General features: G+C 67.5%; 31 protein-coding genes. 27 read left to right on the forward strand and 4 right to left on the reverse strand.

Going from position 1 to position 21,270, the window contains the following annotated elements; genetic code table 11:
* Positions 1-6: 6 nt before the first annotated feature.
* The 4 genes from BGO82_RS01105 (at position 7) to BGO82_RS01120 (ending at position 2,869) form a co-directional block, all read left to right on the forward strand.
* The gene (locus tag BGO82_RS01105; protein WP_291303698.1) at positions 7-1,347 is read left to right on the forward strand and encodes a hypothetical protein; all 1,341 of its coding nucleotides are present in this window, start codon (positions 7-9) and stop codon (positions 1,345-1,347) included.
* 2 nt (positions 1,348-1,349) lie between these two features.
* Complete coding sequence (locus BGO82_RS01110; protein ID WP_291303699.1) at positions 1,350-2,129, forward strand: ATP-dependent Clp protease proteolytic subunit; 780 nt, start codon at positions 1,350-1,352, stop codon at positions 2,127-2,129.
* 72 nt (positions 2,130-2,201) lie between these two features.
* Positions 2,202-2,501 (forward strand): hypothetical protein, encoded by a 300-nt coding sequence (locus BGO82_RS01115; protein WP_291303700.1) that lies wholly within the window; start codon positions 2,202-2,204, stop codon positions 2,499-2,501.
* A gap of 59 nt (positions 2,502-2,560) precedes the next feature.
* Positions 2,561-2,869, forward strand: coding sequence for a hypothetical protein (locus BGO82_RS01120; protein WP_291303701.1), 309 nt, complete (start codon positions 2,561-2,563; stop codon positions 2,867-2,869).
* A 179-nt stretch (positions 2,870-3,048) separates the two neighbouring features.
* Here the strand turns inward: BGO82_RS01120 and BGO82_RS01125 are convergent, their stop codons facing one another.
* Together BGO82_RS01125 and BGO82_RS01130 are read right to left on the reverse strand one after the other, a co-directional pair.
* Complete coding sequence (locus BGO82_RS01125) at positions 3,049-4,041, reverse strand: LLM class flavin-dependent oxidoreductase (protein WP_291303702.1); 993 nt, start codon at positions 4,039-4,041, stop codon at positions 3,049-3,051.
* Positions 4,042-4,100: 59 nt separating this feature from the next.
* Positions 4,101-5,279: an NAD(P)/FAD-dependent oxidoreductase gene (locus BGO82_RS01130; protein ID WP_291303703.1), complete on the reverse strand. Its 1,179-nt coding sequence runs from the start codon at positions 5,277-5,279 to the stop codon at positions 4,101-4,103.
* A 396-nt stretch (positions 5,280-5,675) separates the two neighbouring features.
* On the opposite strand from BGO82_RS01130, the gene BGO82_RS01135 reads away from it, so the two are divergent.
* Both BGO82_RS01135 and BGO82_RS01140 read left to right on the forward strand, forming a co-directional pair.
* The gene (locus tag BGO82_RS01135; protein ID WP_291303704.1) at positions 5,676-6,716 is read left to right on the forward strand and encodes an aspartate-semialdehyde dehydrogenase; all 1,041 of its coding nucleotides are present in this window, start codon (positions 5,676-5,678) and stop codon (positions 6,714-6,716) included.
* Positions 6,717-6,739: 23 nt separating this feature from the next.
* Positions 6,740-7,627 carry an EamA family transporter gene (locus BGO82_RS01140; protein WP_291303705.1) on the forward strand — a complete coding sequence of 296 codons (888 nt, stop codon included), beginning with the start codon at positions 6,740-6,742 and terminating at the stop codon, positions 7,625-7,627.
* Here BGO82_RS01140 and BGO82_RS01145 read toward each other — a convergent pair.
* Positions 7,614-8,300 (reverse strand): carbonic anhydrase, encoded by a 687-nt coding sequence (locus BGO82_RS01145; protein ID WP_291303706.1) that lies wholly within the window; start codon positions 8,298-8,300, stop codon positions 7,614-7,616. The genes BGO82_RS01140 and BGO82_RS01145 overlap by 14 nt on opposite strands.
* A gap of 68 nt (positions 8,301-8,368) precedes the next feature.
* On the opposite strand from BGO82_RS01145, the gene BGO82_RS01150 reads away from it, so the two are divergent.
* Positions 8,369-8,578, forward strand: a complete 210-nt coding sequence (locus BGO82_RS01150; RefSeq protein ID WP_291303707.1) for a DUF1737 domain-containing protein — start codon at positions 8,369-8,371, stop codon at positions 8,576-8,578.
* A 121-nt stretch (positions 8,579-8,699) separates the two neighbouring features.
* The gene (locus BGO82_RS01155) at positions 8,700-8,933 is read left to right on the forward strand and encodes a hypothetical protein (RefSeq protein WP_291303708.1); all 234 of its coding nucleotides are present in this window, start codon (positions 8,700-8,702) and stop codon (positions 8,931-8,933) included.
* Here BGO82_RS01155 and BGO82_RS01160 read toward each other — a convergent pair.
* The gene (locus BGO82_RS01160) at positions 8,930-9,505 is read right to left on the reverse strand and encodes an NUDIX domain-containing protein (protein ID WP_291303709.1); all 576 of its coding nucleotides are present in this window, start codon (positions 9,503-9,505) and stop codon (positions 8,930-8,932) included. The two genes, BGO82_RS01155 and BGO82_RS01160, sit on opposite strands and share 4 nt — an antisense overlap.
* A gap of 126 nt (positions 9,506-9,631) precedes the next feature.
* On the opposite strand from BGO82_RS01160, the gene BGO82_RS01165 reads away from it, so the two are divergent.
* The 19 genes from BGO82_RS01165 (at position 9,632) to BGO82_RS01255 (ending at position 21,262) form a co-directional block, all read left to right on the forward strand.
* A complete protein-coding gene (locus tag BGO82_RS01165) occupies positions 9,632-9,853 on the forward strand; it encodes a hypothetical protein (protein ID WP_291303710.1) in 222 nt (73 codons plus the stop codon).
* 103 nt (positions 9,854-9,956) lie between these two features.
* Positions 9,957-10,343: a succinate dehydrogenase, cytochrome b556 subunit gene (gene sdhC, locus BGO82_RS01170; protein WP_291303711.1), complete on the forward strand. Its 387-nt coding sequence runs from the start codon at positions 9,957-9,959 to the stop codon at positions 10,341-10,343.
* On the forward strand, positions 10,340-10,723 hold the full coding sequence (gene sdhD, locus BGO82_RS01175) for a succinate dehydrogenase, hydrophobic membrane anchor protein (RefSeq protein ID WP_291303712.1): 384 nt from the start codon (positions 10,340-10,342) through the stop codon (positions 10,721-10,723). The genes sdhC and sdhD overlap by 4 nt, the downstream gene beginning before the upstream one ends.
* Before the next feature lie 5 nt (positions 10,724-10,728).
* Positions 10,729-12,537, forward strand: coding sequence for a succinate dehydrogenase flavoprotein subunit (sdhA, locus tag BGO82_RS01180; protein WP_291303713.1), 1,809 nt, complete (start codon positions 10,729-10,731; stop codon positions 12,535-12,537).
* Positions 12,538-12,604: 67 nt separating this feature from the next.
* Positions 12,605-12,916, forward strand: coding sequence for a hypothetical protein (locus BGO82_RS01185; protein WP_291303714.1), 312 nt, complete (start codon positions 12,605-12,607; stop codon positions 12,914-12,916).
* 29 nt (positions 12,917-12,945) lie between these two features.
* Positions 12,946-13,209: a hypothetical protein gene (locus BGO82_RS01190; RefSeq protein ID WP_291303715.1), complete on the forward strand. Its 264-nt coding sequence runs from the start codon at positions 12,946-12,948 to the stop codon at positions 13,207-13,209.
* Entirely contained in the window at positions 13,196-13,606 is a 411-nt protein-coding gene (locus BGO82_RS01195) for a type II toxin-antitoxin system VapC family toxin (protein ID WP_291303716.1), read from the forward strand. The genes BGO82_RS01190 and BGO82_RS01195 overlap by 14 nt, the downstream gene beginning before the upstream one ends.
* Positions 13,603-14,037 carry a DUF3052 domain-containing protein gene (locus BGO82_RS01200; RefSeq protein ID WP_291303717.1) on the forward strand — a complete coding sequence of 145 codons (435 nt, stop codon included), beginning with the start codon at positions 13,603-13,605 and terminating at the stop codon, positions 14,035-14,037. Before BGO82_RS01195 ends, BGO82_RS01200 begins: the two co-directional genes overlap by 4 nt.
* Positions 14,034-14,342 carry a hypothetical protein gene (locus BGO82_RS01205; RefSeq protein WP_291303718.1) on the forward strand — a complete coding sequence of 103 codons (309 nt, stop codon included), beginning with the start codon at positions 14,034-14,036 and terminating at the stop codon, positions 14,340-14,342. The genes BGO82_RS01200 and BGO82_RS01205 overlap by 4 nt, the downstream gene beginning before the upstream one ends.
* A 12-nt stretch (positions 14,343-14,354) precedes the next feature.
* Positions 14,355-14,609 carry a DUF2164 domain-containing protein gene (locus BGO82_RS01210; RefSeq protein ID WP_291303719.1) on the forward strand — a complete coding sequence of 85 codons (255 nt, stop codon included), beginning with the start codon at positions 14,355-14,357 and terminating at the stop codon, positions 14,607-14,609.
* Positions 14,610-14,626: 17 nt separating this feature from the next.
* Positions 14,627-15,406: a succinate dehydrogenase iron-sulfur subunit gene (locus BGO82_RS01215; protein WP_291303720.1), complete on the forward strand. Its 780-nt coding sequence runs from the start codon at positions 14,627-14,629 to the stop codon at positions 15,404-15,406.
* Between the two features lie 2 nt (positions 15,407-15,408).
* Positions 15,409-15,630, forward strand: coding sequence for a hypothetical protein (locus BGO82_RS01220; protein ID WP_291303721.1), 222 nt, complete (start codon positions 15,409-15,411; stop codon positions 15,628-15,630).
* 133 nt (positions 15,631-15,763) lie between these two features.
* Positions 15,764-16,345: an AprI/Inh family metalloprotease inhibitor gene (locus BGO82_RS01225; RefSeq protein ID WP_291303722.1), complete on the forward strand. Its 582-nt coding sequence runs from the start codon at positions 15,764-15,766 to the stop codon at positions 16,343-16,345.
* Between the two features lie 259 nt (positions 16,346-16,604).
* A complete protein-coding gene (gene zapE / locus BGO82_RS01230; protein ID WP_366246920.1) occupies positions 16,605-17,687 on the forward strand; it encodes a cell division protein ZapE in 1,083 nt (360 codons plus the stop codon).
* A 94-nt stretch (positions 17,688-17,781) separates the two neighbouring features.
* Positions 17,782-18,744: a malate dehydrogenase gene (gene mdh / locus BGO82_RS01235; RefSeq protein ID WP_291303723.1), complete on the forward strand. Its 963-nt coding sequence runs from the start codon at positions 17,782-17,784 to the stop codon at positions 18,742-18,744.
* Positions 18,745-18,753: 9 nt separating this feature from the next.
* Positions 18,754-19,953 carry an ADP-forming succinate--CoA ligase subunit beta gene (gene sucC / locus BGO82_RS01240; protein WP_291303724.1) on the forward strand — a complete coding sequence of 400 codons (1,200 nt, stop codon included), beginning with the start codon at positions 18,754-18,756 and terminating at the stop codon, positions 19,951-19,953.
* 36 nt (positions 19,954-19,989) lie between these two features.
* Positions 19,990-20,559, forward strand: coding sequence for a hypothetical protein (locus BGO82_RS01245; protein ID WP_291303725.1), 570 nt, complete (start codon positions 19,990-19,992; stop codon positions 20,557-20,559).
* 60 nt (positions 20,560-20,619) lie between these two features.
* Entirely contained in the window at positions 20,620-20,853 is a 234-nt protein-coding gene (locus tag BGO82_RS01250) for a DUF6364 family protein (protein ID WP_291303726.1), read from the forward strand.
* A 4-nt stretch (positions 20,854-20,857) separates the two neighbouring features.
* Positions 20,858-21,262, forward strand: a complete 405-nt coding sequence (locus BGO82_RS01255) for a PIN domain-containing protein (RefSeq protein WP_291303727.1) — start codon at positions 20,858-20,860, stop codon at positions 21,260-21,262.
* Positions 21,263-21,270: the final 8 nt, after the last annotated feature.

The raw sequence follows: 21,270 nt of genomic DNA on the forward strand, positions 1-21,270 counted from the left end.
ACCATCATGCTGCGCAAGAACAATGCCGCCCGGCTGCAGGAGACGGTGCGGAGCGTCGAGACGATGACGCGCTTTGCACTGGCGGTGCTGGCGCTGGCCTCGGGCGTCTACACTTATCTCGGCGTGCGCGGCCTGCTCGACGGCACCGCGACCTTCGTGTTCTTTGCCGCCATCATCTATTCGGCCGCCGTGTCGGTCGCCATCTATGCGTTCTGGACCTTCATGCTGCGCTTCGTGCCGCTGGTGACGTCGGCGGCGGGGCGCGTCGGGCTGTTCCTCACCATGGCGGTCGGCTGCTTCATGATCATGGCGATGTCGTCATGGCTGAACGCGGCGGCGCTGGCGGGGTCCGCTGCGCTCGAGCAGCATCTCGCGGTCAATCTCGAAGAGTACGTCTCCTCGCTCGATCAGGCGCATGGCAATGCGCTGGCGGCGCAATCGCTCTTGCCCGACGTGCAGCGCGCCGCCGACCGCTTCGCCAAGCTGGCCGACGACGAGCGCAATTCCGGGGCGCTGACCGGCACCACCGGCTCGGGCTCGGTGGTGCAATTGCTCACCCAGATGTCGGGGCAGATGAGCGAGCTCGGCGCCACCATCACCAATTCGCGCGACCAGGTGCAGGCGCTGTTCGACCAGGGCAGCGCGCATCTGGGCAAGATGCGCGAGCTGGTGTCGGGCACCGGCGAGATCGGGCCGCGCTCCGACGAATTCGCGGCGGAGTCGGTGCAGCTCAACGCCGTCATCACCTCGCTGCAATCGACCGACGTGGCGCCCTCGGTGAAGCGCGCCGCCGCCGATCTCGCGGCCGGCTTCATCGCTCCCGTCGCCAATGGCGGCACCTCCGACCTTGTCGCCCGGCAGGACACGGTGATGGGCACGGTGCGCGACTCGGTCGCCGCGCAATCGGCGCAGCTTGCCGCCGCGGCCGACGAAATCCTGAAGCAGCCGCGGGTCGAGACGCATCGCTATGTGCCGCTGAGCTCGGCCGAGGCGGTGCTGCGCTATTGGAGCGATTTCATCCCGAGCTGGGCCGGCGCCATCTCCATCGATCTGCTGCCGGTGGTGCTGGTGCTCGTGCTGATGATCGTCCACGACGCCATGCGGCGCGAGACGGCGGGGCTCGAGGACGCCGAGACCATCACCGCCGCCGAGATGCTGCGCTCGCTCGAGCTCTACCGGCAATTGACCGGCAAGCCGCTCGCCGACGCCGAGGAAGCCGTGCCGGCCGCCGCCGTGGCCGAAGCGCCTGCGGCCGAACCGCCGCCCGTATCGGCGCCGCCAGTGCCCGGCACTGCCGACGCCACGGTGACGCCGCTCGATACTGCCCGCAAGCCGTCGCGGCCCTGAGCATGGCGACCGTCGGCCGCCGCATCGTCGACTGGGCCGCGGCCTTCGAGGACGGCGCCATCATCCGCGCCGCTTTTTTCGGCCTGCTCACCGCCACCGCGGTCATCCTCTATCTCGACTACAGCGAGCTCACCGCGCGCGAGCCGCTCGGCATCGCGCCCGATCTGTCGCCGATCCTGCCGGCCTTCGATCCCGATGCACCGGCCGGCAAGCCCGGCCCGGAGGTGACGACGCCGATGGAGGTGCTGCGTCGGCCGCTGTCGGTGGCGCTGGTGTCGGGCGGCGTGTTGCAGCTCACCGGCACGTTCGATGTCGGAGCCGCCGACCGCGTCGCTGCCGAGCTCGCGGCGCATGGCGAATATGTGCGCAGCGTGGCGCTCGATTCGCCCGGTGGCGCCGTCGCCGAAGCGCTCGCCATCGGCCAGCTGATCCGCGACAAGGGCTATACGACCTCGGTCGCCGCAGGCGCGCTCTGCGCCTCGTCCTGTCCGCTGGTGTTCGCCGGCGGCCGAGAACGGCTCGCCACCGCCGCCTCGGCCATCGGCGTGCACCAGATCTACGCGGCGGCGCCGGCGGGCAGCGCCGCGACGCAACTGCAGGCGGCCGGCAACGCCATGTCCGACGCGCAGGCGCTCACCGCCCGCATCTCGCGCTATCTCGCGAAGATGGGGGTGGACGAGGAGGTCTGGCTGCGCGCCCTCGAAACCCCGCCGGACCGGCTCACCTATTTCTCGCCGGACGATTTGACGCGCCTCAAATTGGCGACGCGACTCACCAGATAAGGGCGTAGGATCACACGTGGAACTGTTTCCGCGTACTTACGTTCACTATCGAGCGTCGGGAGGGGAAGTCCAATGACTCACGCACATACACTCACCCGTCACCGCGACATCCAGGCCTGGGTGTCCGACCGGCAGGGAATGCCGGCCATGATTCGTGGCCACAACAGCTTCGGCGAACTGAGGTCGCGCCTCGCGCTGCGCTTCCGCAGCATGAACAAGCGGCCCGACGGCATGCCCGCCGTCGACCAGGGCGCCATGCCCGTCAGCTGGACGGCGTGGCTGGCCGAGCTCGACCGGCAGCAATTGGCGCTGCGCGTTTCCGAAAACGGCGAAACCGAGTATGAGCTGGTGGAGCGCCGGTCGCTGAACTAGGCGGCCTGCACACTATTCACGGCCCGGCCAGGCGCCGGGCCTTTTTGTTGGAGCGTCAGATGTCCCGCATCCTCAAGCACCACGATGAAATCCGGCAGTGGGCCGAAGCCCGCGGCGGCGAGCCGGCCTGGGCCGAGCTGCCCAGCGGCACCCGCAGCCAGATCGTGCTGCGCATCGTGTTCGACCAATATCTGCTCAACTCCGGCGAGAACCAGGAGCAGGACCGCCCCGGCGGCCTCGACCTGGTGGGCTGGGACGACTGGCTCAAGGAGCTCAAGCACCAGAAGCTGGCGCTCAAGGTCGGCGACCGCATCGACGGCGTGCTCGACAACGATTTCGAGTTCGTGCCGGAGACGACGACGGATTAGGGCGGGCTATATCGGGGGCCGATCTGCGTCCGGTGAACGTGACCCCCGCCCCCGTCCCCTCCCCGCAAGGGGGAGGGGTGCCTGACTGAACCATCAGAGCTTGCGGTTCCTGCGCCTCCCTCCCCCTTGCGGGGAGGGATCGAGGGCGGGGGCCCCAGCCACTTGCGATTCCGCCGACTCTACAGCCCCCAGGCCTCGGCCAGCAGCCGATACGAGCGGAGCCGCAATTGGTGGCTCCACATGGTGGTGGTCACCATCACCTCGTCGGCGCCGGCCGCCTCGGCCTGCGCCCGGATGGCGGCCACGACCCCGGCGGGGTCGCCGACGATCCACAGCCGTCCCTGCTTGTCGATGATCGCCTGCTGCGCCGGCGTCAGCTCGCGCGCCGCCGCGACCTCGGGCGCGAGCAGCTTGCGCTCCTCGCCCGAGTGGAACAGCGCCCAGCTCACGGCCTGGCTCTGCGACAGGAACTGCGCCTCCTCGGCGCTCGGCGCCACCAGCGCCGACACCGCGAGGATGGCGTGCGGCCTCGGGAATTGCGGCGAGGGCCGGAACGCGGCGCGATAGGCGGCAAAGGCCGGCGCCGGCGGCGTGGCGCTGAAATGCGCCGCGAACGAATAGCCGGCGCCGAGCTCGCCGGCCGCCGTGGCGCTCGCCCCGGACGAGCCGAGCAGGTAGATCGGCGGCAGCGGCACGCCTTCGGGCACCACGCGGATCGGCGCGTAGGGATGGTCCATCGGAAAGCCGGCCTGCTCGAAGGCCAGCAGCTCGGCCAGCTCCTGCGGAAAATAAGCGCCGTCGACCGAGCGCAGCGCGCTCAGCGTGCGCCCGTCGCTGCCGCCGGCGCGGCCGATGCCGAGGTCGATGCGTCCGGGATGGAGGCCATTGAGCGTGCGATAGGTCTCGACCACGCGCAGCGGCACGTGGTTGGGCAGCATCACTCCGCCCGAGCCGACATGGATGCGCGTCGTCGCCGCCGCGGCGGTGGCGATCAGCACTTCCGGCGACGACGAGGCGATCGACGGCATGCCGTGGTGCTCGGCGTACCAGATGCGGGCATAGCCCAGCTCGTCGCCGAGGCGCGCCAGATCGACGATGTGCTGCAGCGCCTGCGACGAGTCGGTGCCCTCGGGCACCGGGGCGAGATCGAGAATGGAGAGCGGCAGGGTCATGCGCCCTTATATCGGCATCTGCCGATGAAGCACAACCGCCGCCAGCCTCATGCCACGCCCTACGCCACTTGGCCCGCAGCCCAGCCGCTGGCCCAGGCCCACTGGAAATTGTAGCCGCCCAGCCAGCCGGTGACGTCGACCACCTCGCCGATCACGTAGAGTCCGGGCACGTCGCGCGCCGCCATGGTGGTCGAGTTCAGGCTGGCGGTGTCGACGCCGCCGAGGGTGACTTCGGCGGTGCGGTAGCCTTCCGAGCCGGTCGGCTTCTGCGTCCAGCGGTGCAGCGTGTCGGCAACCAGCGCGATCTTCCTGTCGGAGAAATCGCCGAGCATGCCGGGCAGCGCGAGGTCCTCGGCCAGCATCTGGGCAAGGCGTCTGGGCAGGTGCGCCGCGAGCACGGTCTGCAGCGCCAGTTTCGGGGTTTGCGTGCGCGCCGTCTTCAGCGCGGCGGCGATATCGACGTCGGGCAGCAGGTCGACGGCGATGGCGTCGCCCTCGCGCCAGTAAGACGACACCTGCAGGATGGCGGGGCCGCTGAGGCCGCGATGGGTGAACAGCAGGGCCTCGCGAAAGCTCCGGCCATTGGCGGTGACCACCGCCTCGGTCGAGATGCCGGCGAGCGGCGCCAGCCGCTCCAGCATGCGCGGCTCGAAGGTCAGCGGCACCAGCGCCGGGCGCGTTTCGGTGATTGCGAGGCCGAACTGTTCGGCGAGGCGATAGCCGAGGCCGGTGGCGCCCATCTTGGGGATCGACTTGCCGCCGGTGGCGATCACCAGCGAGGTCGCGGACACCTCGCCGGTCGAGAGGCGGGCGCGAAAGCCGGTATCGGCCTTCTCGACGGCCTCGATCGCGGTCGCCAGCTCCAGCATCACGCCGGCCTTGCCCATCTCGGCGGTCAAGAGGTTGACGATCTGCACCGACGCGCCGTCGCAGAAGAGCTGCCCGAGGGTCTTTTCGTGAAAGGCGATGCCGTAGGCCCGCACCAGCGCGATGAAGCGTTCCGGCGTGTAGCGCCGAAGCGCCGACACCGCGAATTTGGGGTTCTGCGACAGGAAGCGGTCGGGCCGGGTGTTGGTGTTGGTGAAGTTGCAGCGGCCGCCGCCGGAGATGCGGATCTTTTCGCCCGGCGCCTTGGCGTGGTCGACCAGCAGCACCGAGCGGCCGCGCCTGCCGGCCTCGATGGCCGCCATCATGCCGGCCGCCCCGGCGCCGAGGATCAGGACGTCGAAAGTGCGCATGCGGTGGGGCGTACACCAGCGGGTGCGCGCGGAGAAGGGGGCCTTGCCGCGCTCCCCGCGATCCCAGCTCTTTCCTGCGCTCTGGCCGAGCGCGCCCGGCCAGGCTCGTTCGGCCAACCGCCCCGGTTCATTGACTCTTGGCGATTTCGGCGTAAAAGCCCGGCACAGCCTGTGAGGTTTTTCGCCGATGCTGCGCGAAGACGAGTTCGACATCGAGATGCCGGAGCTGGACAGTTTCCTGCCCCGCCGCATCCTGCCGTCGTTCAGGCTGAAGACCAAAACCACCAAAACCCGCTGACGCTTTTCCCCGGGCCATCTCCCGCCGGGGAGAGGCCGAGACCAGTCGAGCCGCCGGCAGCACCGGTGCGGGGGTCGGGTTCAGAGGAACAAACCGAAATGGGTTATCGCGTCGCAGTCGTCGGGGCCACGGGAAATGTCGGCCGCGAAATGCTCAACATCCTGGCCGAACGCAAGTTTCCGGTGAGCGAGGTGATCCCGCTCGCCTCGGCGCGCTCGCAGGGGCAGGAGATCAGCTTCGGGGACAAGCGCCTCAAGGTGCAGAACCTGGAGAATTTCGATTTCGCCGGCGTCGATTTCGCGCTGATGAGCGCCGGCTCGGCGGTGGCCAAGGAATATGGCGAAAAGATCGGCCGCACCGGCTGCATCGTCGTCGATAATTCGAGCTTCTGGCGCTACCACGCCGACGTGCCGCTGGTGGTGCCCGAGGTCAACGCCGCGGTGCTCGACGCCTACATGGCGCGCAACGACCGCAAGAACATCATCGCCAACCCGAACTGCTCGACGGCGCAGATGGTGGTGGCGCTGAAGCCGCTGCACGATTTCGCCACCATCAAGCGCGTGGTGGTCGACACCTACCAGTCGGTGTCCGGCGCGGGCAAGGACGGCATGGACGAGCTCTGGGCGCAGACCAAGGGCATCTTCGTCAACGACAAGCCGACGCCCCGGAAGTTCTCCAAGCAGATCGCCTTCAACGTCATCCCGCATATCGACGTGTTCATGGAAGACGGGTCCACCAAGGAAGAATGGAAGATGGTGGCCGAGACCAAGAAGATCCTCGACCCCAAGATCAAGCTGATTGCCACCTGCGTGCGCGTGCCGGTGTTCGTGGGCCATTCGGAAGCGGTCAACATCGAGTTCGAAAAGCCGATCAGCGCCGACGAGGCGCGCGAGCTGCTGCGCAATGCGCCGGGCCTGGCGGTGATCGACAAGCGCGAGCCGGGCGGCTACGCCACGCCGGTCGAGGCGGCGGGCGAATACGACACCTATGTGAGCCGCATCCGCGAGGACGTGACGGTCGAGAACGGCCTTTCCATCTGGGTGGTGTCGGACAACCTCCGCAAGGGCGCGGCGCTCAACACCGTGCAGATCCTCGAAACGCTGCTCGAGCGCAACCTGGTGGAGCGGAAAGCCGCGTAGGCTTCGGCGTGGAGGGCGCCCGCATGGCCCCGCGCGACATCGCCCTGGCGCTCGCCATCGTTCTGGTGTGGGGCGTCAACTTCATGGCCATCAAATGGGGCGTGGCGGAGGTGCCGCCGCTGCTGCTCACGGCGCTGCGCTACGTCGTGGCGCTGCTGCCGGCGGTGTTCTTCGTCAAGCGGCCGCAGGTGGCGCTCTCCATCCTCGTCGCCTACGGGCTGTTCATCGGCGTCGGGCAGTTCGGCTTCCTGTTCACGGCCATCCACCTCGGCATGCCGGCGGGGCTCGCCTCGCTGGTGCTGCAATTGCAGACCTTCTTCACCATCGGGCTCGCCGTGGCGGTCCTCGGCGAGCGGCCGCGGCGCACGCAGCTCGCCGGGGCGGCGGTGGCGCTCGGCGGCATCGTGCTGATCGGCATCGAAAAGTTCGCCGGCGCCGGCTTCTGGCCGCTGGTGATGACGGTGTGCGGCGCGGCCGGCTGGGCCGTCTCCAACATCATCGTCAAGCGCGCCGGCAAGATCGACATGCTGAGCTTCGTGGTGTGGTCGAGCCTGGTGCCGATCGTGCCGCTGCTGCTGCTGTCGCTGCTGATCGAAGGGCCGGGAGCGGTGCCCTACGCCGTCACACACCTCACCTGGCTCGGCCTCGGCTCGCTGCTGTTCGTGGGCTGGGTGTCGACCGATTTCGGCTATGGCGCCTGGAGCGCGCTGCTCGGCCGCTATCCGGCCTCGATCGTGGCGCCGTTCACGCTGCTGGTGCCGGTGGTCGGGCTGAGCAGCGGGCAGCTGATCCTGGGCGAGGCGATGAGCGGGCTCGACTGGGCCGGCAGCGCGCTGGTGTTCCTGGGACTGTTGATCAACGTCTTCGGCCCGCGGCTGTTCGCGCGCCGCGCCGCGACTACGCCGACGTGACGCGCTGAACCTTGCCGGCAAGGCTGGGGAGATCGGGCAGCTCGGGGCGGCTGAAATCGCCGGTCTCGGGGTCCATCACCCACAATTCGCCGGTCGAGATGTCGAACCAGGCGCCGTGCACCTTCAGCCGGCCGTCGGCCTCGCGCTCGCGGATATAGGGGAAGGTGCGCAGGTTGTTGATGGAGTTGCGCACCGACAGCCGCTCCAGCACCGTCTCGCGCTCGCTGGCGGTGAGGAAGGTGTATTTCGCCACCTCCGCGCTGACCGGGGCCAGCATGCTCATCCATTTGCCGATGAAATCGCCCTGGGCGAGGACGTGGCCGGGGTTGAGCGCGGCGCGGATGCCGCCGCAGCGGCCATGGCCGAGCACGACGACGTTTTCGACCTCGAGCGCGGCCACGGCGAATTCGATGGCGGCCGAGGTGCCGTGCTGGGCGGCGTCGGGCTGGAAGGTCGGCACGAGGTTGGCGACGTTGCGGAGCACGAACAGCTCGCCCGGGCCGGCGTCGAAGATGGTTTCGGGGGCGGCGCGGCTGTCGCAGCAGGCGATCACCAGCGCCACCGGCGACTGGCCTTCGCGCGCCAGGCGCTTGTATTTGCCTTCGGCCTCGGCATAGGGGCCGCGGATAAAGGCGGCGTAGCCGTCGATCAGGGCTTGCGGAAAGCTGTGCATGGCTTCGGATTAGCGGTAAGTAGCCGCCGGTTCAACCATGGAACCGTTGACGACGGGGCAATCGGGGTATGCAGATCTATCGTTTTCTCACCGGCGTGGACGACGCATCGTTCTGCCACAAGGTCACCAGGGCGCTGAGCGAGGGGTGGGTGCTGCACGGCTCGCCGACCTACGCCTATGACGCGGCCGAAAAGACGATGAAGTGCGGCCAGGCCGTGACCCGCACCGTCGCCGACCAGCCCTACGATCCGGACAAGAAGCTGTCGGACTACCGCTAGACGGCCGGCTTGCCGGCTAAACCGCAGATGAATGCCGGCTTCACGCCGGGTTCGGACCGGGCGCCCTAAACCTCCACGCAAGAACGCGGCGAGACGAAGCCGCATCGAGTGGAGCCCGAAAATGCACGCCAAGGTCCTGACCCTCGCTTTGCTGACCGCGATCGTCGCCTTGCCGGTTCCGGCCAGCCAGCAGCTGGCGGGGACGTTTTCGGCTCCCGCAGCGCGGTCTGCCGCAGCGCCCGAGGCCGCGCGCCTCGGCCTGCTGCTGCAGGATCCGTTCCTCATCGACCAGTTGCGCCACGTGCCCGTCACCGGGCCGAGCGACGCCGATCCGCACCGGGGCGTGGCGCTTTAGCCGAACATCCCGGTCAGGGCGGCGTGCTGCAGCAGGATGATGGTCTTGGCGTCGGCGATGTCGCCGCTCCCGATCATGCCGAGCGCCGTGGCGACGGGCAGGCGGACCACTTCGATGTCCTCGCCCTCGTGCTCGAGCCCGCCGCCGGCGGCGTCGGCCGCACCCTCGATGGTGCCGATGAACAGGGTCAGCCGCTCGGTCACGGCGCCCGGGCTCATGAAGCAGCGGCAGACCCGCTCCAGCCGGCCGATACGGTAGCCGGTCTCCTCCATCGCCTCGCGGCGGGCGCAGGTCTCGGGGTCGTCGCCGTCGAGCTTGCCGGCGCAGGCTTCGAGCAGCAGCGGCGTGTCGCCGACGGCATAGGCCGGATAGCGGAACTGGCGGGTGAGGACCACCGATTTGCCGGCGATGTCGCACAGCAGCACCGCCGCGCCGTCGCCGCGGTCGTAGGTCTCGCGCACCAGATGCTGCCAGCGCCCGTCGCGGCGGCGGAGCTCGAAACTGTGCTGGGCCAGCGTGCCCCAGGCCTTGGCGAGGGTGGTGCTGGAAACGGCGCGGACGATATCGGACACAGGTGGCTCTCCTTGCCGGCCCTGTGTGCCATAGCGGCGGGCTGAACGGAATCTGAACGGCGGATTCAGTGCGGCTAAAGCGGCGAAGGCCCAGAGTCCGGGCCAGTCGCCGCAAGGAGCCGCCCGATGCACCGAATCGCCGCCGCCATGCTGATCGTCGCCACCGTGCTGGTGGCCCACGGCTCGATGCTGCGCGAGGCGCTGGCGGCCGAGGCGGCGGCGCCGCCGCGGCTTGCTGCCGAGATCGCCCAGCCGGCCGTGACGCGCAACGCCAAGGTCCTGAGCCTGCTGATGATTCTCGAGTCGCTGCGGCAGGCGCCGGTCAGCCTCGATGCGCAGAAAGTCTGACCGCCGGAGCGGCATTCCGCTTTGACCTGGGCCGAGGCGAGGTCTAGAAGTCTCGAACCATTCCAATCTGCAGCGCCGGTTTCCCGGTGCTTTCGAGACGTCCATGGCAGCCCGGTCCCGGCCCCTTTCTCCACATCTGCAAATCTATCGGTTCACGCTCACCATGGCGTCGTCGATCATCCATCGCGGCACCGGGCTCGCGATGTATTTCGGCACGCTGCTGATCGTGTTGTGGCTCGGCGCCGCGGCGCTGGGCGACGGGCCGCTCGGGGTGGTCAACGCCATCTACGGCTTCTGGCTGGTGCAGGTGGTGTTCTTCCTCGCCACCTGGGCGCTGTTCCAGCATCTGTTCGGCGGCATCAAGCATTTCATCTGGGATTCCATCCACCTGCTCGACCCGGTGGGGCGCGAATGGGTGGTGCGGCTCAACTGGGTGGCCTCGATCGTGTGCACGCTCGCGGTGTGGGCGATCTTCGTGTGGTTCAAATGATCGACAAGGCCGAGCTTTCCAATCCGACGACGCATTACGGCTCGGGCAAGCGCGCCACGCGCGAGTTCAAGCTGCAGCGGCTCACCGGCGCGCTCAACATCGTGTTCACGCTGTTCTTCGTGTGGTTCGTGGTGCGGCTGGCCGGCGCCGACCGGGCGCAGATGGTGGAGGTGATCCGCAATCCCGTCGTCGCCATCGTCCTCTGCCTGCTGATCGTCAATGTGTGCGTGCACATGCGCATCGGCATGAACGAGGTGATCGAGGATTACCTCGACGAGGACAAGACCAATCGCCTGGCGCAGCGGGCCAACGCCGCCTTCGCCATTCTGGTTGCGGCCATCACCGTGATCAGCGTCGCTAAAATACTGTTCTGGGGCTGAGAGGCATGGCCGCTTACGAGATCATCGACCACGAATTCGACGTGGTGGTCGTGGGCGCTGGCGGCGCCGGGCTGCGCGCCACGCTGGGCATGGCCGAACAGGGCTTCAACACCGCCTGCGTGACGAAAGTGTTCCCGACGCGCTCGCACACGGTGGCGGCGCAGGGCGGCATCGCCGCCTCGCTCAAGAACATGGGCCCGGACAGCTGGCAATGGCACATGTACGACACCGTCAAGGGGTCGGACTGGCTGGGCGACAACGACGCGATGGAATATCTGGCGCGCAATGCGCCGGCGGCCGTCTACGAGCTCGAACATTACGGCGTGCCGTTCAGCCGCACCGAGCAGGGCAAGATCTACCAGCGCCCGTTCGGCGGGCACATGACCGAGTTCGGCGAAGGCCCGCCGGTGCAGCGCACCTGTGCCGCCGCCGACCGCACCGGGCACGCCATCCTGCACACGCTCTACGGCCAGTCGCTCCGGCACAACGCGCAGTTCTTCGTCGAATATTTCGCCATCGACCTGTTGATGGGCGACGACGGCTCGTGCCAGGGCATCATCGCCTGGAAGCTCGACGACGGCACGCTGCACCGGTTCCGGTCGAAGCTCACGGTGCTGGCGACGGGCGGCTATGGCCGCGCCTATTTCTCGGCGACTTCGGCGCACACCTGCACCGGCGACGGCAACGGCATGGTGGCGCGCGCCGGCCTGCCGCTCGAGGACATGGAGTTCGTGCAGTTCCACCCCACCGGCGTCTACGGCGCGGGCGTGCTGATCACCGAAGGGGCGCGCGGCGAGGGCGGCTATCTCACCAATTCGGAGGGCGAGCGCTTCATGGAGCGCTATGCGCCCAACGCCAAGGACCTCGCCTCGCGCGACGTGGTATCCCGCTGCATGACGCTCGAAATCCGCGAGGGGCGCGGCGTCGGGCCGAAGAAGGACCATATCTTCCTCCATCTCGACCATCTCGATCCGAAGGTGCTGCACGAGCGGCTGCCGGGGATCACCGAAAGCGCGCGGATCTTCGCCGGCGTCGACCTGACGCGCGACCCGATCCCGGTGCTGCCGACGGTGCACTACAACATGGGCGGCATCCCGACCAATTATCACGGCGAGGCGCTGAACCCGACCGAGGCCGAGCCCGACCGCGTGGTGCCGGGGCTGATGGCCGTGGGGGAGACCGCGTGCGCCTCGGTGCACGGCGCCAACCGGCTCGGCTCCAATTCGCTCACCGACCTCGTGGTGTTCGGCCGCGCCGCGGCGCTGCGCGCCGGCGCCACGATGGACCGGAGCAAGGCCGTGCCCAAGGTCAACCAGGCGTCCGAGGACAAGATCCTGGCGCGCTTCGACCGGCTGCGCCAGGCCAGGGGCGGCACGCCCACGGCGGTGCTGCGCGACCGCATGCAGCGCACCATGCAGGAGGACGCCGCGGTGTTCCGCACCGGCGAGACGCTCCGCACCGGCGTGCGCCGCATGCACGAGGTCTACGCCGCCAAGGCGGATATCCGCGTCACCGACCGCTCGATGATCTGGAACTCCGATCTGGTCGAAACGCTGGAGCTCGAGAACCTGCTCGCCAACGCGCTGACCACGGTGGTGTCGGCAGAGGCCCGCACCGAAAGCCGCGGCGCGCATGCGCGCGAGGATTTCCCCAATCGCGACGACGTCAACTGGCGCAAGCACACCATCAGCCGCATCGACGACAACGGCCAGGTGACGCTGAGCTACCGGCCGGTGCATGTCGACCCGCTGACGCCCGAAAGCGAAGGCGGCATCAGCCTCAAGCGCATCGCGCCCAAGGCGCGGGTGTATTAGCGGTTGTCCGAAACGAGCGCTCTTGCGCTCACTCGGACAGAGCGCAAAGAAGAGAACGGGAGTTCATATGCGTCGTATCATTGTGGCCGCGCTGCTCGTCGTTTCGTCGTCCTCGGCCTTCGCCGCGATGGACAAGGGGGCGCACGACAGGTTCGTCGCCCGCTGCCAGACCAGCATGTACATGTCCGGCGCGCAGTGCTCGTGCATGGCCGGCATCGCCGACAAAAAGCTCGATGCCCTCGCCATCGCCTATCTCAGCCTCGACCCGCTCGACGTGCGCAACTCGGCGGCGATGAGCAAGCAGATGACCGGCAAGGAGCTCGCCGCGGTCGACAATTTCATGAAGACTGCGCCGCACCAGTGCAAGGGCGCCAGGTAAGGGCTACATTGGCGGCGAAGGAGCTTGAGATGGACGACAGGATTACCATCGATCTCGACCGGGAGACCTATGAAGCTTTGAGCCGTCAAGCCCAGTTGCATGGGCGGAGCGTGGATGAAGAGGCGGGCGAGATCGTCCGGCGGTCGATCGTTCCGCAAGGGCCGGAGGGGATCGACTACGTCGCCTGGGCCCGTCGTATTCGCGCCATGACGCCGAAAGGCGTCAAGCAGACCGATAGCGTCCGGCTTGTTCGCGAGGACCGGGATCACGGGCATTCGATTGATCGTCGTTGATGCATCGGTGGCTGTGCGCTGGATCGCCGAAGAGGCCAATGCCGGATCAGCGTTGACGCTGCTTGAGCGCGGAGACCTGGTGGCGCCGGACTTGCTGGCGGTCGAAGTCGGAAACGCGCTCCGCCGAAAAGAGAGGAACGGCGAGCTGAAGCACGAGCAAGTTGTGGGTGGGCTCCAGCTCGTGTTCAGTCGCGTCACGCTGCGGCCACCGACGGCGGAGTCGATGATCCGAGCCGTCGAGATCGCGGCGGCACTCGAGCATCCGGTCTACGACTGCCTGTATGTCGGCCTTGCAGAGGCTTTGGGCGGTCGCTTCGTCAGCCATGATGTCGAGTTGCTGAAGCGGGTCCGTCGCGGCGGCTTCGAATCCCTGATCGGGGAGCTGCCGACAGAATGACCGCCCCCACCCCCGGCTATTCCGGCACGCCGTTGCCGCAGAAACTCGGGCTCAAGGATGGGCAGCGGGTGCTGTTTCTGGGGCTGCCCAGCGAGCTCGACGAGCTGCGGAGTGCGCGGGATTTCGCCGGGGCGGACAGCGCCGATTGGGGCCGGCTCGGCAAGGCCAGGGCCGGCTACGACCTCATCCACGGCTTCACCGCCTCGCGGGCCGTGCTCGAGGATGCGGCGCGGCCGCTGATGGACAGCATCGCGCGCGATGGCAGCATCTGGATTTCGTGGCCGAAAAAGGCGAGCAAGGTTCCGACCGACATCACCGAGGACGTGATCCGCGAGATCGTGCTGCCGATCGGGCTGGTCGATGTGAAGGTGGCCGCGGTCAGCGATGTCTGGTCCGGCCTCAAACTGGTGATCCGCAAGGAGCTGAGATGACGAAACTGCTGCTGATGGCTGCCGCCCTGTCGCTGCTGGCCGGCGGAGCGATGGCCAAGACCATCGCCAACCCGCCGAGCGAGGCGCAGCTCAAGGCGTTCTACGCCGCCTGCATCCACGTCGCGCCGCAGGCGACGGTGCTGTGCAAATGCAAGGAAGAGGCGGCGCCGAGGCTGATCGATGCCGCGTTCATGGACGTGGTCATCGCCTCGATCAAGGGCAAGCCGCTCGAGGCCAAGTATTACGACGCCTACAACAACTACATCGCGCGCTCGAACCAGATCTGCAAACCGGACTATATGTAAGGCGCCGCGGCGATGAAGCCGATCAGGTTCGAGAAGGAGGAGCGCGCGGCGATCGTGAGTCGCATCCAGCGCTATTTCGTCGACGAGCTCGACAGCGAGATCGGCGTCATTCCGGCCGAGCTGCTGCTCAATTTCTTCAGCGAAGAGATCGGCGCCTTCTACTACAATCAGGGGCTCGCCGATGCGCAGGCGGCGATGGCCCGGATGGTCGACACCATCAACGACGAAATCTACGGGCTCGAGCAGCGCCAAGCCCGGGCCAGGTAAGACGACGGAGACCCCAGATGGTCGAGCTATTGCTACCCAAGAATTCGCAACCGACCAAGGGCAAGACCTGGCCGAAGCCGGCGGGCACGCATCTGCGCGAATATCGCGTCTATCGCTACGATCCCGACAGCGAGGACAATCCGCGCATCGACAGCTATTTCATCGATCTCGACGATTGCGGCCCGATGGTGCTGGACGGGCTGCTCTACATCAAGAACAAGATCGACCCGACGCTGACGCTGCGCCGCTCCTGCCGCGAAGGCATCTGCGGCTCGTGCGCGATGAACATCGACGGCTTCAACACGCTCGCCTGCACCAAGGCGATGGACGACATCAAGGGGCCGATCCGCATCTATCCCTTGCCGCATATGCCGGTGGTCAAGGATCTGGTGCCGGACCTGTCGACCTTCTACGCGCAGCACCGCTCGATCGAGCCGTGGCTCAAGACCACGACGCCGCCGCCCGAGACCGAATGGCTGCAGAGCAAGCCGGAGCGCGAGAAGCTCGACGGGCTCTACGAATGCATCCTGTGCGCCTGCTGCTCCACCTCGTGTCCGTCCTATTGGTGGAACGGCGAGAAATATCTGGGGCCGGCGATCCTGCTGCAGGCCTATCGCTGGCTGATCGACAGCCGCGACCAGGCGACCCAGGAGCGGCTCGACAATCTCGAGGACCCGTTCAAGCTCTATCGCTGCCACACGATCATGAATTGTTCGAAGACCTGCCCCAAGGGCCTTAATCCTGCCAAGGCGATCGCCGAGATCAAGAAGATGATGGTGGAGCGGAAGGCGGCCTGAGCTTGGAAACGATCGCGCACGTCTCGGACCCGTCGCTGGCGCGTGTGCTGATCGTGGCGCTCAAGGCGCACGGCTTCCACCCCGACGAGGGCGGCCAGAACGGGCTTCCGGGCATGCCCGGGGTGCTGGGGCCCAAGGGCATCCCGATCCAGGTGCCGGAGGAGGAGGCGCGCGACGCCAAGCTCCTCGCCGACGACCTGCTGAAGCAGATGCTGGCGCGCTGAGTGCCGCGGACCGTCGCTGCGGGCCGCAACTTGGCCATGTTTGGCGCGGTATTTGCCAGCATCGAAGGTTGAGGGGCCGAAACGATTGGTCTATATGCGCAACCGTATTTTCAATCATCGGATCGCGTCGGGCATGGGCGGACTGGCTTTCAAGCGCATGGGCGCCGTCGGGGTGGGCCTCGGCCTCGGGCTGCTGCTGTCGGCCTGCGCCTCGACCGGCGTGCAGGTCGCCAATGCCGGCACCGAGCAATTGGCGCCGGTGCAGACGGGCAACGTGTCGACGTCGGCGCTGCCGCCGATCGGGCCCAATGGCGAGGTGCAGGGCGCCAACCAATTGCCGCCGGTCGATTCCACCCAGGTGGCCACCGCCAACACCGGGCTGCCGCCGGCCGGCGGGCTGCCCAACAGCAGCGGCCGCGACCTCAGCGGCGGGCTGACGGTGGAAAAGCTGCTCGGCCGCTGGACCGTGGTCTCGGGCGCCGACCAGTGCGCCGTCAACCTGACGCAGACGCAAAAGACCGGCACCAGCCGCTACCGCGCCTCGGCGCCGGCCTGCGCGCTCAAGGGGCTGAGTGCCGTATCGAGCTGGACCGTCGCCGGCTCGCAGGTGCAATTGTTCGACGAGGGCGGCAACATCATCGCGGCGCTGATCCTTTCCGGCAACCGCTTCATCGGCACGCTGTCGGGCGGGCAGGGCATCTCGATGGTGGGCTGACGGCCCGGATTGTCCCGGCGCTGATGCATGACAGCGCAGAAAATTGTCGCTACAGCAGTGACGAGGGAACGATATCGACAGTGATCGTGGCCCCCACCCCCGTCCCCTCCCCGCAAGGGGGAGGGGGGCGATAGAGCCGCGTTCGCCGGTGTTGCAGTCGGGCTCCCCTCCCCCCTTGCGGGGAGGGGCTGGGGGTGGGGGCTAAGTCACCGGACGTGCGTTTGCTCGAATGTGAACTGCTCCAACCAAGCACCTGCTCTTGCCGACGTCCCCTTCCTCTCCGGTGACACTGGCGCTCGACCGCATGGTCGAGGCCGGGGCCCTCAAGGCCGATCCGCTGCAATCGTCGGCGGCGGGCGCGCTCGACCGCATCGCCGAGGCGGTCGGGCAGCGCGGGCTGTTCGGGCGGCGGAAGCCGGTGCGCGGGGCCTATCTGGTCGGCGCCGTGGGGCGCGGCAAGACCATGCTGATGGATCTGTTCTTTGCGGCGGCCGCCACCGAGGCGAAGCGCCGGGTGCATTTCGACGAGTTCATGGACGAGCTGCACGCCGCGATCACCGAATACCGCAAGGCCAATGAGGGCGATCCGATCGCGCATGTGGTCAAGCCGATCATCGCCGAGACGCGGCTGCTCTGCCTCGACGAGTTCCAGGTCGGCGATATCGCCAACGCCATGCTGCTGGGGCGGCTGTTCGAAAAGCTGTTCGCCGGCGGCGTGGTGCTGGTCGCGACCTCCAACACGCTGCCCGACGAGCTGTACAAGGACGGGCTCAACCGCCAGCTCTTCTTGCCCTTCATCGATTTGCTCAAGGCCGAGGTCGAGATCGTGCCGCTCGACGGGCCGACGGACTATCGCCGGCTCAAATTCGAGGGCGAGCAGGTCTATCGCTTCGGCACCGGGCCGGAGGTCGCGGCGGCGATGGACCGGCTGTGGCTGAAGCTCAGCGGCGGGGTGCCGGGCAGGCCCGAAACGCTGCGCTCGCTCGGCCGCGACATCGCGGTGCCGGCGGCGGCGATGGGGGCGGCGCGGTTCCCGTTCAAGGCGCTTTGCGAGGCGCCGCTCGGGGCGCGGGACTATTTGCGGCTGGCGCATGCCTACGAGACGCTGATGATCGACGACGTGCCGGCCTTCGGGCCGACAAATCCCAGCGCCGCCAAGCGCTTCATCCTCTTGATCGACACGCTCTACGACCGCGGCGTCAAGCTGGCGGCGAGCTTTGCCGTGCCGCTCGAGCAATTGGCGGCGCAGTCGCGCAACGCCGGCGAGTTCCAGCGCACGCTGTCGCGGCTGATCGAGATGCAGTCGAGCGACTATCTCGAGGCCGCGCACCCGCCGGCGTAGCGCCCCGGCCGATCGCCTAAAGGCGGCCTTGGCAACCCCGACCGCGAGGCGTATAGGGGCGCCAATTCCAACAAGCAGGCAGGATTTGGGGCTCATGGCGCGCAAGAAGATCGCTCTGATCGGTGCGGGGCAGATTGGTGGTACGCTGGCACATCTGGCGGCGATCAAGGAACTCGGCGACGTCGTGCTGTTCGACATCGTCGATGGCGTGCCGCAGGGCAAGGCGCTCGACCTCAGCCAGTCGGGTCCGGTCGAAGGCTTCAATGCCGCGATCAAGGGCACCTCGGAGTACAAGGACATCGCCGGCGCCGACGTGGTGATCGTCACCGCCGGCGTGCCGCGCAAGCCCGGCATGAGCCGCGACGATCTGCTCGAAATCAACCTCAAGGTGATGGAGCAGGTGGGTGCCGGCATCGCCAAGTACGCCCCCGATGCCTTCGTCATCTGCATCACCAATCCGCTCGACGCCATGGTGTGGGCGCTGCAGCGCTTTTCGGGCCTTCCCTCGAGCAAGGTCATCGGCATGGCCGGGGTGCTGGATTCGTCGCGCTTCCGCTATTTTATCGCCGACGAGCTCAAGGTGTCGGTCGAGGACGTCACGGCGTTCGTGCTCGGCGGGCACGGCGATTCGATGGTGCCGCTGGCGCGCTATTCGACGGTTGGCGGCATTCCGCTCACCGACCTCGTCAAGATGGGCTGGCTCAACAAGGACAAGCTCGAGCAGATCATCCAGCGCACGCGCGATGGCGGCGCCGAGATCGTCGGGCTGCTGAAGACCGGATCGGCCTTCTATGCGCCCGCGACCTCGGCCATCGAGATGGCCGAGAGCTACCTCAAGGACAAGAAGCGCGTTCTTCCGGTCGCGGCCTATCTCAAGGGCGAGTACGGGGTGAAGGGCACCTATGTCGGCGTGCCGGCGATCATCGGCGCCGGCGGCGCCGAGCGGGTGGTCGAAATCCAGCTCAATTCGTCCGAGCAGAAGGCCTTCGAGAAATCGGTGGCGGCCGTCAACGGCCTCATCGAAGCCTGCAAGAAGATCGCCCCGAAGCTGGCCTGAGAGACCGAGATGAACATCCACGAGCACCAGGCCAAGGCGCTGCTCAAGACCTATGGCCTGCCGGTGGCCGACGGGGTCGCCATCTTCAAGCCGGAGCAGGCGGAAGAGGCGGCGAAGGCGCTGCCGGGGCCGCTCTATGTGGTCAAGTCGCAGATCCATGCCGGCGGGCGCGGCAAGGGCAAGTTCAAGGAACTGCCGCCGGACGCCAAGGGCGGGGTGCGGCTGGCCAGATCGGCGGCCGAGGTCGCGGCGAACGCCCGCGAGATGCTGGGCCACACGCTGGTGACCAAGCAGACCGGCCCGGCCGGCAAGCAGGTGAACCGGCTCTACATCGAGGACGGCGCCGACATCGCCCGCGAACTCTATTGCTCGCTGCTGGTCGACCGGACGCGCGGCGAAGTGGCGTTCGTGGTGTCGACCGAAGGCGGCATGGACATCGAGACGGTGGCGCATGACACGCCCGACAAGATCGTGACCGTCGACATCGACCCGACGGCCGGGGTGACGGCGGCCGACGTCGACAGGATCGTCGCCGCGCTCAAGCTCGAGGGCGCTGCGCGCGAGGACGCCAAAGCGGTGTTCCCGGCGCTCTACAAGGCGTTCGTCGACAAGGACATGAGCCTGCTCGAGGTCAACCCGCTGATCGTCATGCAGAACGGCCATCTGCGCCTGCTCGACGCCAAGGTCAGCTTCGACAACAACGCGCTGTTCCGGCACGCCGACCTGATGGAGCTGCGCGATCTGAGCGAGGAGGACGCCAAGGAGATCGAGGCGTCGAAATACGACCTCGCTTACGTGGCGCTCGACGGCAATATCGGCTGCATGGTCAATGGCGCGGGCCTCGCCATGGCCACCATGGACATCATCAAGCTCTACGGCGAGGAGCCGGCGAACTTCCTCGATGTCGGCGGCGGCGCCAGCAAGGAGAAGGTCACAGCGGCGTTCAAGATCATCACCGCCGATCCCAACGTCAAAGGCATCCTGGTCAACATCTTCGGCGGCATCATGCGCTGCGACGTGATCGCCGAGGGCGTGGTCGCCGCGGTCAGGGAGGTCGGGCTCAAGGTGCCGCTGGTGGTGCGGCTCGAGGGCACCAACGTCAAGGAAGGCAAGGCCATCCTGCGCGCCTCCGGGCTCGACGTGATCCCGGCCGACGACCTCGACGATGCGGCGCAAAAGATCGTCGCCGCCATCAAGGGTCGACGCTGAGCCATGGCCGGGCGGCCGCAGAGCGCGAGGACGGGCATGCGGCGGCTGTCGCCCCGGCTTGTCGCGCTCGCGCTCGCGGCGTCATGCGCGCCGGCCCTGGCGCAGGGCAACGCGTCGAGCGCCGCGCCGGCAGCCCAGGCCGACACCGGCGGTCCGGCCGTCACCTCGCCCGAAGCCTTCAAGATCTTCGTCGATGCCTGCACCGATCTGTCGAGCGGCGGCGCCGGCGCCGAGCAGCGCGCCGCCAGCGCCGGCTGGACGGCGAATGAAGGGCAGGACACCGGGCCGTTCAACAAGGTCTATTCCGGCTATCGCGACCTCGAAGGGCTGGGCGAAGTCGACATCTGGGGGGCGGTCTACACCTATCCGACGCAGCGGCTGGGCTATTGCCGCGTCGATTTCAGCGACCCCGACAACATCCTCGACTTCAACGACGTGGCCGGCATCAACGGCCTCGTCGGGTCGGCCAAGCCGGGCGACAACAGCGATGTCTACGGCGCCTGGGAAAGCCCGGACAAGAAGCTCCTGGTCATCGGCGACCGCACCGAGGGCGTGGTCGAGCTCGAATTCAACCTGCTGCTCGGCGACAAGCCGGCGGGCAACTAGACTTGCGAGGATGCTCACCGTCACACATATTATGTGAACCCGTGTGACTGGAGATCAATCATGACCAAGAACATCACGCTCGCTGTCGATGAAGACGTGCTCGACAAGGTCCGGGTGGTGGCGGCTGAGAAAAAGACGACCGTCAACGCGCTGGTACGGAATTACCTCGCGGGCCTTGCCACGGCCGATAATCGTGCCGAGCGCGCGCGGCAGCGGCTGCTCGAGCTGATCGACAGGTCGCAGGCAGAGATGGGGCCCGTCACCTGGACCAAGGACGAGCTGCATGAGCTCTGAGGTGATGATCGACACCAACATCATCGCCTACGCCGCGTCCCGTGCCGCAGAGGACGCGCGCAAGGCGGCGCACGCTCGTGACCTGATCAAGAAGCTGGATTTCGCTATCTCGGGCCAGATCCTCCAGGAATTCTACGTCACCGTCACCCGCAAGATGCGGGTGCGCCTGTCGCATGAAGAGGCGCTGGACTGGCTCGATCTGCTCAACGAGCTGCCTTGCGTCGGCATAGACCCGTCACTGGTCCGGCGCGGCGCGGTGATTGCCGAGACCAATCGCATTTCGTACTGGGACGGCGCGGTGATCGCGGCCGCCGAGCGCTCCGGCGCCAGCATCCTTTACACCGAAGATCTCAATCACAACCAGCTCTACGGCGCGGTCCGGGTGCTGAATCCATTCCTCGAAAACTGATCCAGGGC

It is taken from the genome of Devosia sp. 67-54 (genome assembly GCF_001899075.1).
Lineage (GTDB): Bacteria > Pseudomonadota > Alphaproteobacteria > Rhizobiales > Devosiaceae > Devosia_A.

Excerpts from the sequence above, each read along its gene's own strand:
- sdhD (WP_291303712.1), top strand. The coding sequence starts at position 10,340 with ATGATCGACAAGGCCGAGCTTTCCAATCCGACGACGCATTACGGCTCG.
- sdhC (WP_291303711.1), top strand. The coding sequence starts at position 9,957 with ATGGCAGCCCGGTCCCGGCCCCTTTCTCCACATCTGCAAATCTATCGG.
- BGO82_RS01210 (WP_291303719.1), top strand. The coding sequence starts at position 14,355 with ATGAAGCCGATCAGGTTCGAGAAGGAGGAGCGCGCGGCGATCGTGAGT.
- sdhA (WP_291303713.1), top strand. The coding sequence starts at position 10,729 with ATGGCCGCTTACGAGATCATCGACCACGAATTCGACGTGGTGGTCGTG.
- BGO82_RS01250 (WP_291303726.1), top strand. The coding sequence starts at position 20,620 with ATGACCAAGAACATCACGCTCGCTGTCGATGAAGACGTGCTCGACAAG.
- BGO82_RS01185 (WP_291303714.1), top strand. The coding sequence starts at position 12,605 with ATGCGTCGTATCATTGTGGCCGCGCTGCTCGTCGTTTCGTCGTCCTCG.
- BGO82_RS01145 (WP_291303706.1), bottom strand. The coding sequence starts at position 8,300 with ATGCACAGCTTTCCGCAAGCCCTGATCGACGGCTACGCCGCCTTTATC.
- BGO82_RS01120 (WP_291303701.1), top strand. The coding sequence starts at position 2,561 with ATGTCCCGCATCCTCAAGCACCACGATGAAATCCGGCAGTGGGCCGAA.
- BGO82_RS01190 (WP_291303715.1), top strand. The coding sequence starts at position 12,946 with ATGGACGACAGGATTACCATCGATCTCGACCGGGAGACCTATGAAGCT.
- BGO82_RS01125 (WP_291303702.1), bottom strand. The coding sequence starts at position 4,041 with ATGACCCTGCCGCTCTCCATTCTCGATCTCGCCCCGGTGCCCGAGGGC.
- BGO82_RS01165 (WP_291303710.1), top strand. The coding sequence starts at position 9,632 with ATGCACCGAATCGCCGCCGCCATGCTGATCGTCGCCACCGTGCTGGTG.
- BGO82_RS01135 (WP_291303704.1), top strand. The coding sequence starts at position 5,676 with ATGGGTTATCGCGTCGCAGTCGTCGGGGCCACGGGAAATGTCGGCCGC.
- BGO82_RS01115 (WP_291303700.1), top strand. The coding sequence starts at position 2,202 with ATGACTCACGCACATACACTCACCCGTCACCGCGACATCCAGGCCTGG.
- BGO82_RS01155 (WP_291303708.1), top strand. The coding sequence starts at position 8,700 with ATGCACGCCAAGGTCCTGACCCTCGCTTTGCTGACCGCGATCGTCGCC.
- BGO82_RS01200 (WP_291303717.1), top strand. The coding sequence starts at position 13,603 with ATGACCGCCCCCACCCCCGGCTATTCCGGCACGCCGTTGCCGCAGAAA.
- BGO82_RS01205 (WP_291303718.1), top strand. The coding sequence starts at position 14,034 with ATGACGAAACTGCTGCTGATGGCTGCCGCCCTGTCGCTGCTGGCCGGC.
- BGO82_RS01255 (WP_291303727.1), top strand. The coding sequence starts at position 20,858 with ATGATCGACACCAACATCATCGCCTACGCCGCGTCCCGTGCCGCAGAG.
- BGO82_RS01225 (WP_291303722.1), top strand. The coding sequence starts at position 15,764 with ATGGGCGGACTGGCTTTCAAGCGCATGGGCGCCGTCGGGGTGGGCCTC.
- sucC (WP_291303724.1), top strand. The coding sequence starts at position 18,754 with ATGAACATCCACGAGCACCAGGCCAAGGCGCTGCTCAAGACCTATGGC.
- BGO82_RS01130 (WP_291303703.1), bottom strand. The coding sequence starts at position 5,279 with ATGCGCACTTTCGACGTCCTGATCCTCGGCGCCGGGGCGGCCGGCATG.
- BGO82_RS01215 (WP_291303720.1), top strand. The coding sequence starts at position 14,627 with ATGGTCGAGCTATTGCTACCCAAGAATTCGCAACCGACCAAGGGCAAG.
- BGO82_RS01245 (WP_291303725.1), top strand. The coding sequence starts at position 19,990 with ATGCGGCGGCTGTCGCCCCGGCTTGTCGCGCTCGCGCTCGCGGCGTCA.
- BGO82_RS01150 (WP_291303707.1), top strand. The coding sequence starts at position 8,369 with ATGCAGATCTATCGTTTTCTCACCGGCGTGGACGACGCATCGTTCTGC.
- BGO82_RS01110 (WP_291303699.1), top strand. The coding sequence starts at position 1,350 with ATGGCGACCGTCGGCCGCCGCATCGTCGACTGGGCCGCGGCCTTCGAG.
- BGO82_RS01105 (WP_291303698.1), top strand. The coding sequence starts at position 7 with ATGCTGCGCAAGAACAATGCCGCCCGGCTGCAGGAGACGGTGCGGAGC.
- mdh (WP_291303723.1), top strand. The coding sequence starts at position 17,782 with ATGGCGCGCAAGAAGATCGCTCTGATCGGTGCGGGGCAGATTGGTGGT.
- BGO82_RS01140 (WP_291303705.1), top strand. The coding sequence starts at position 6,740 with ATGGCCCCGCGCGACATCGCCCTGGCGCTCGCCATCGTTCTGGTGTGG.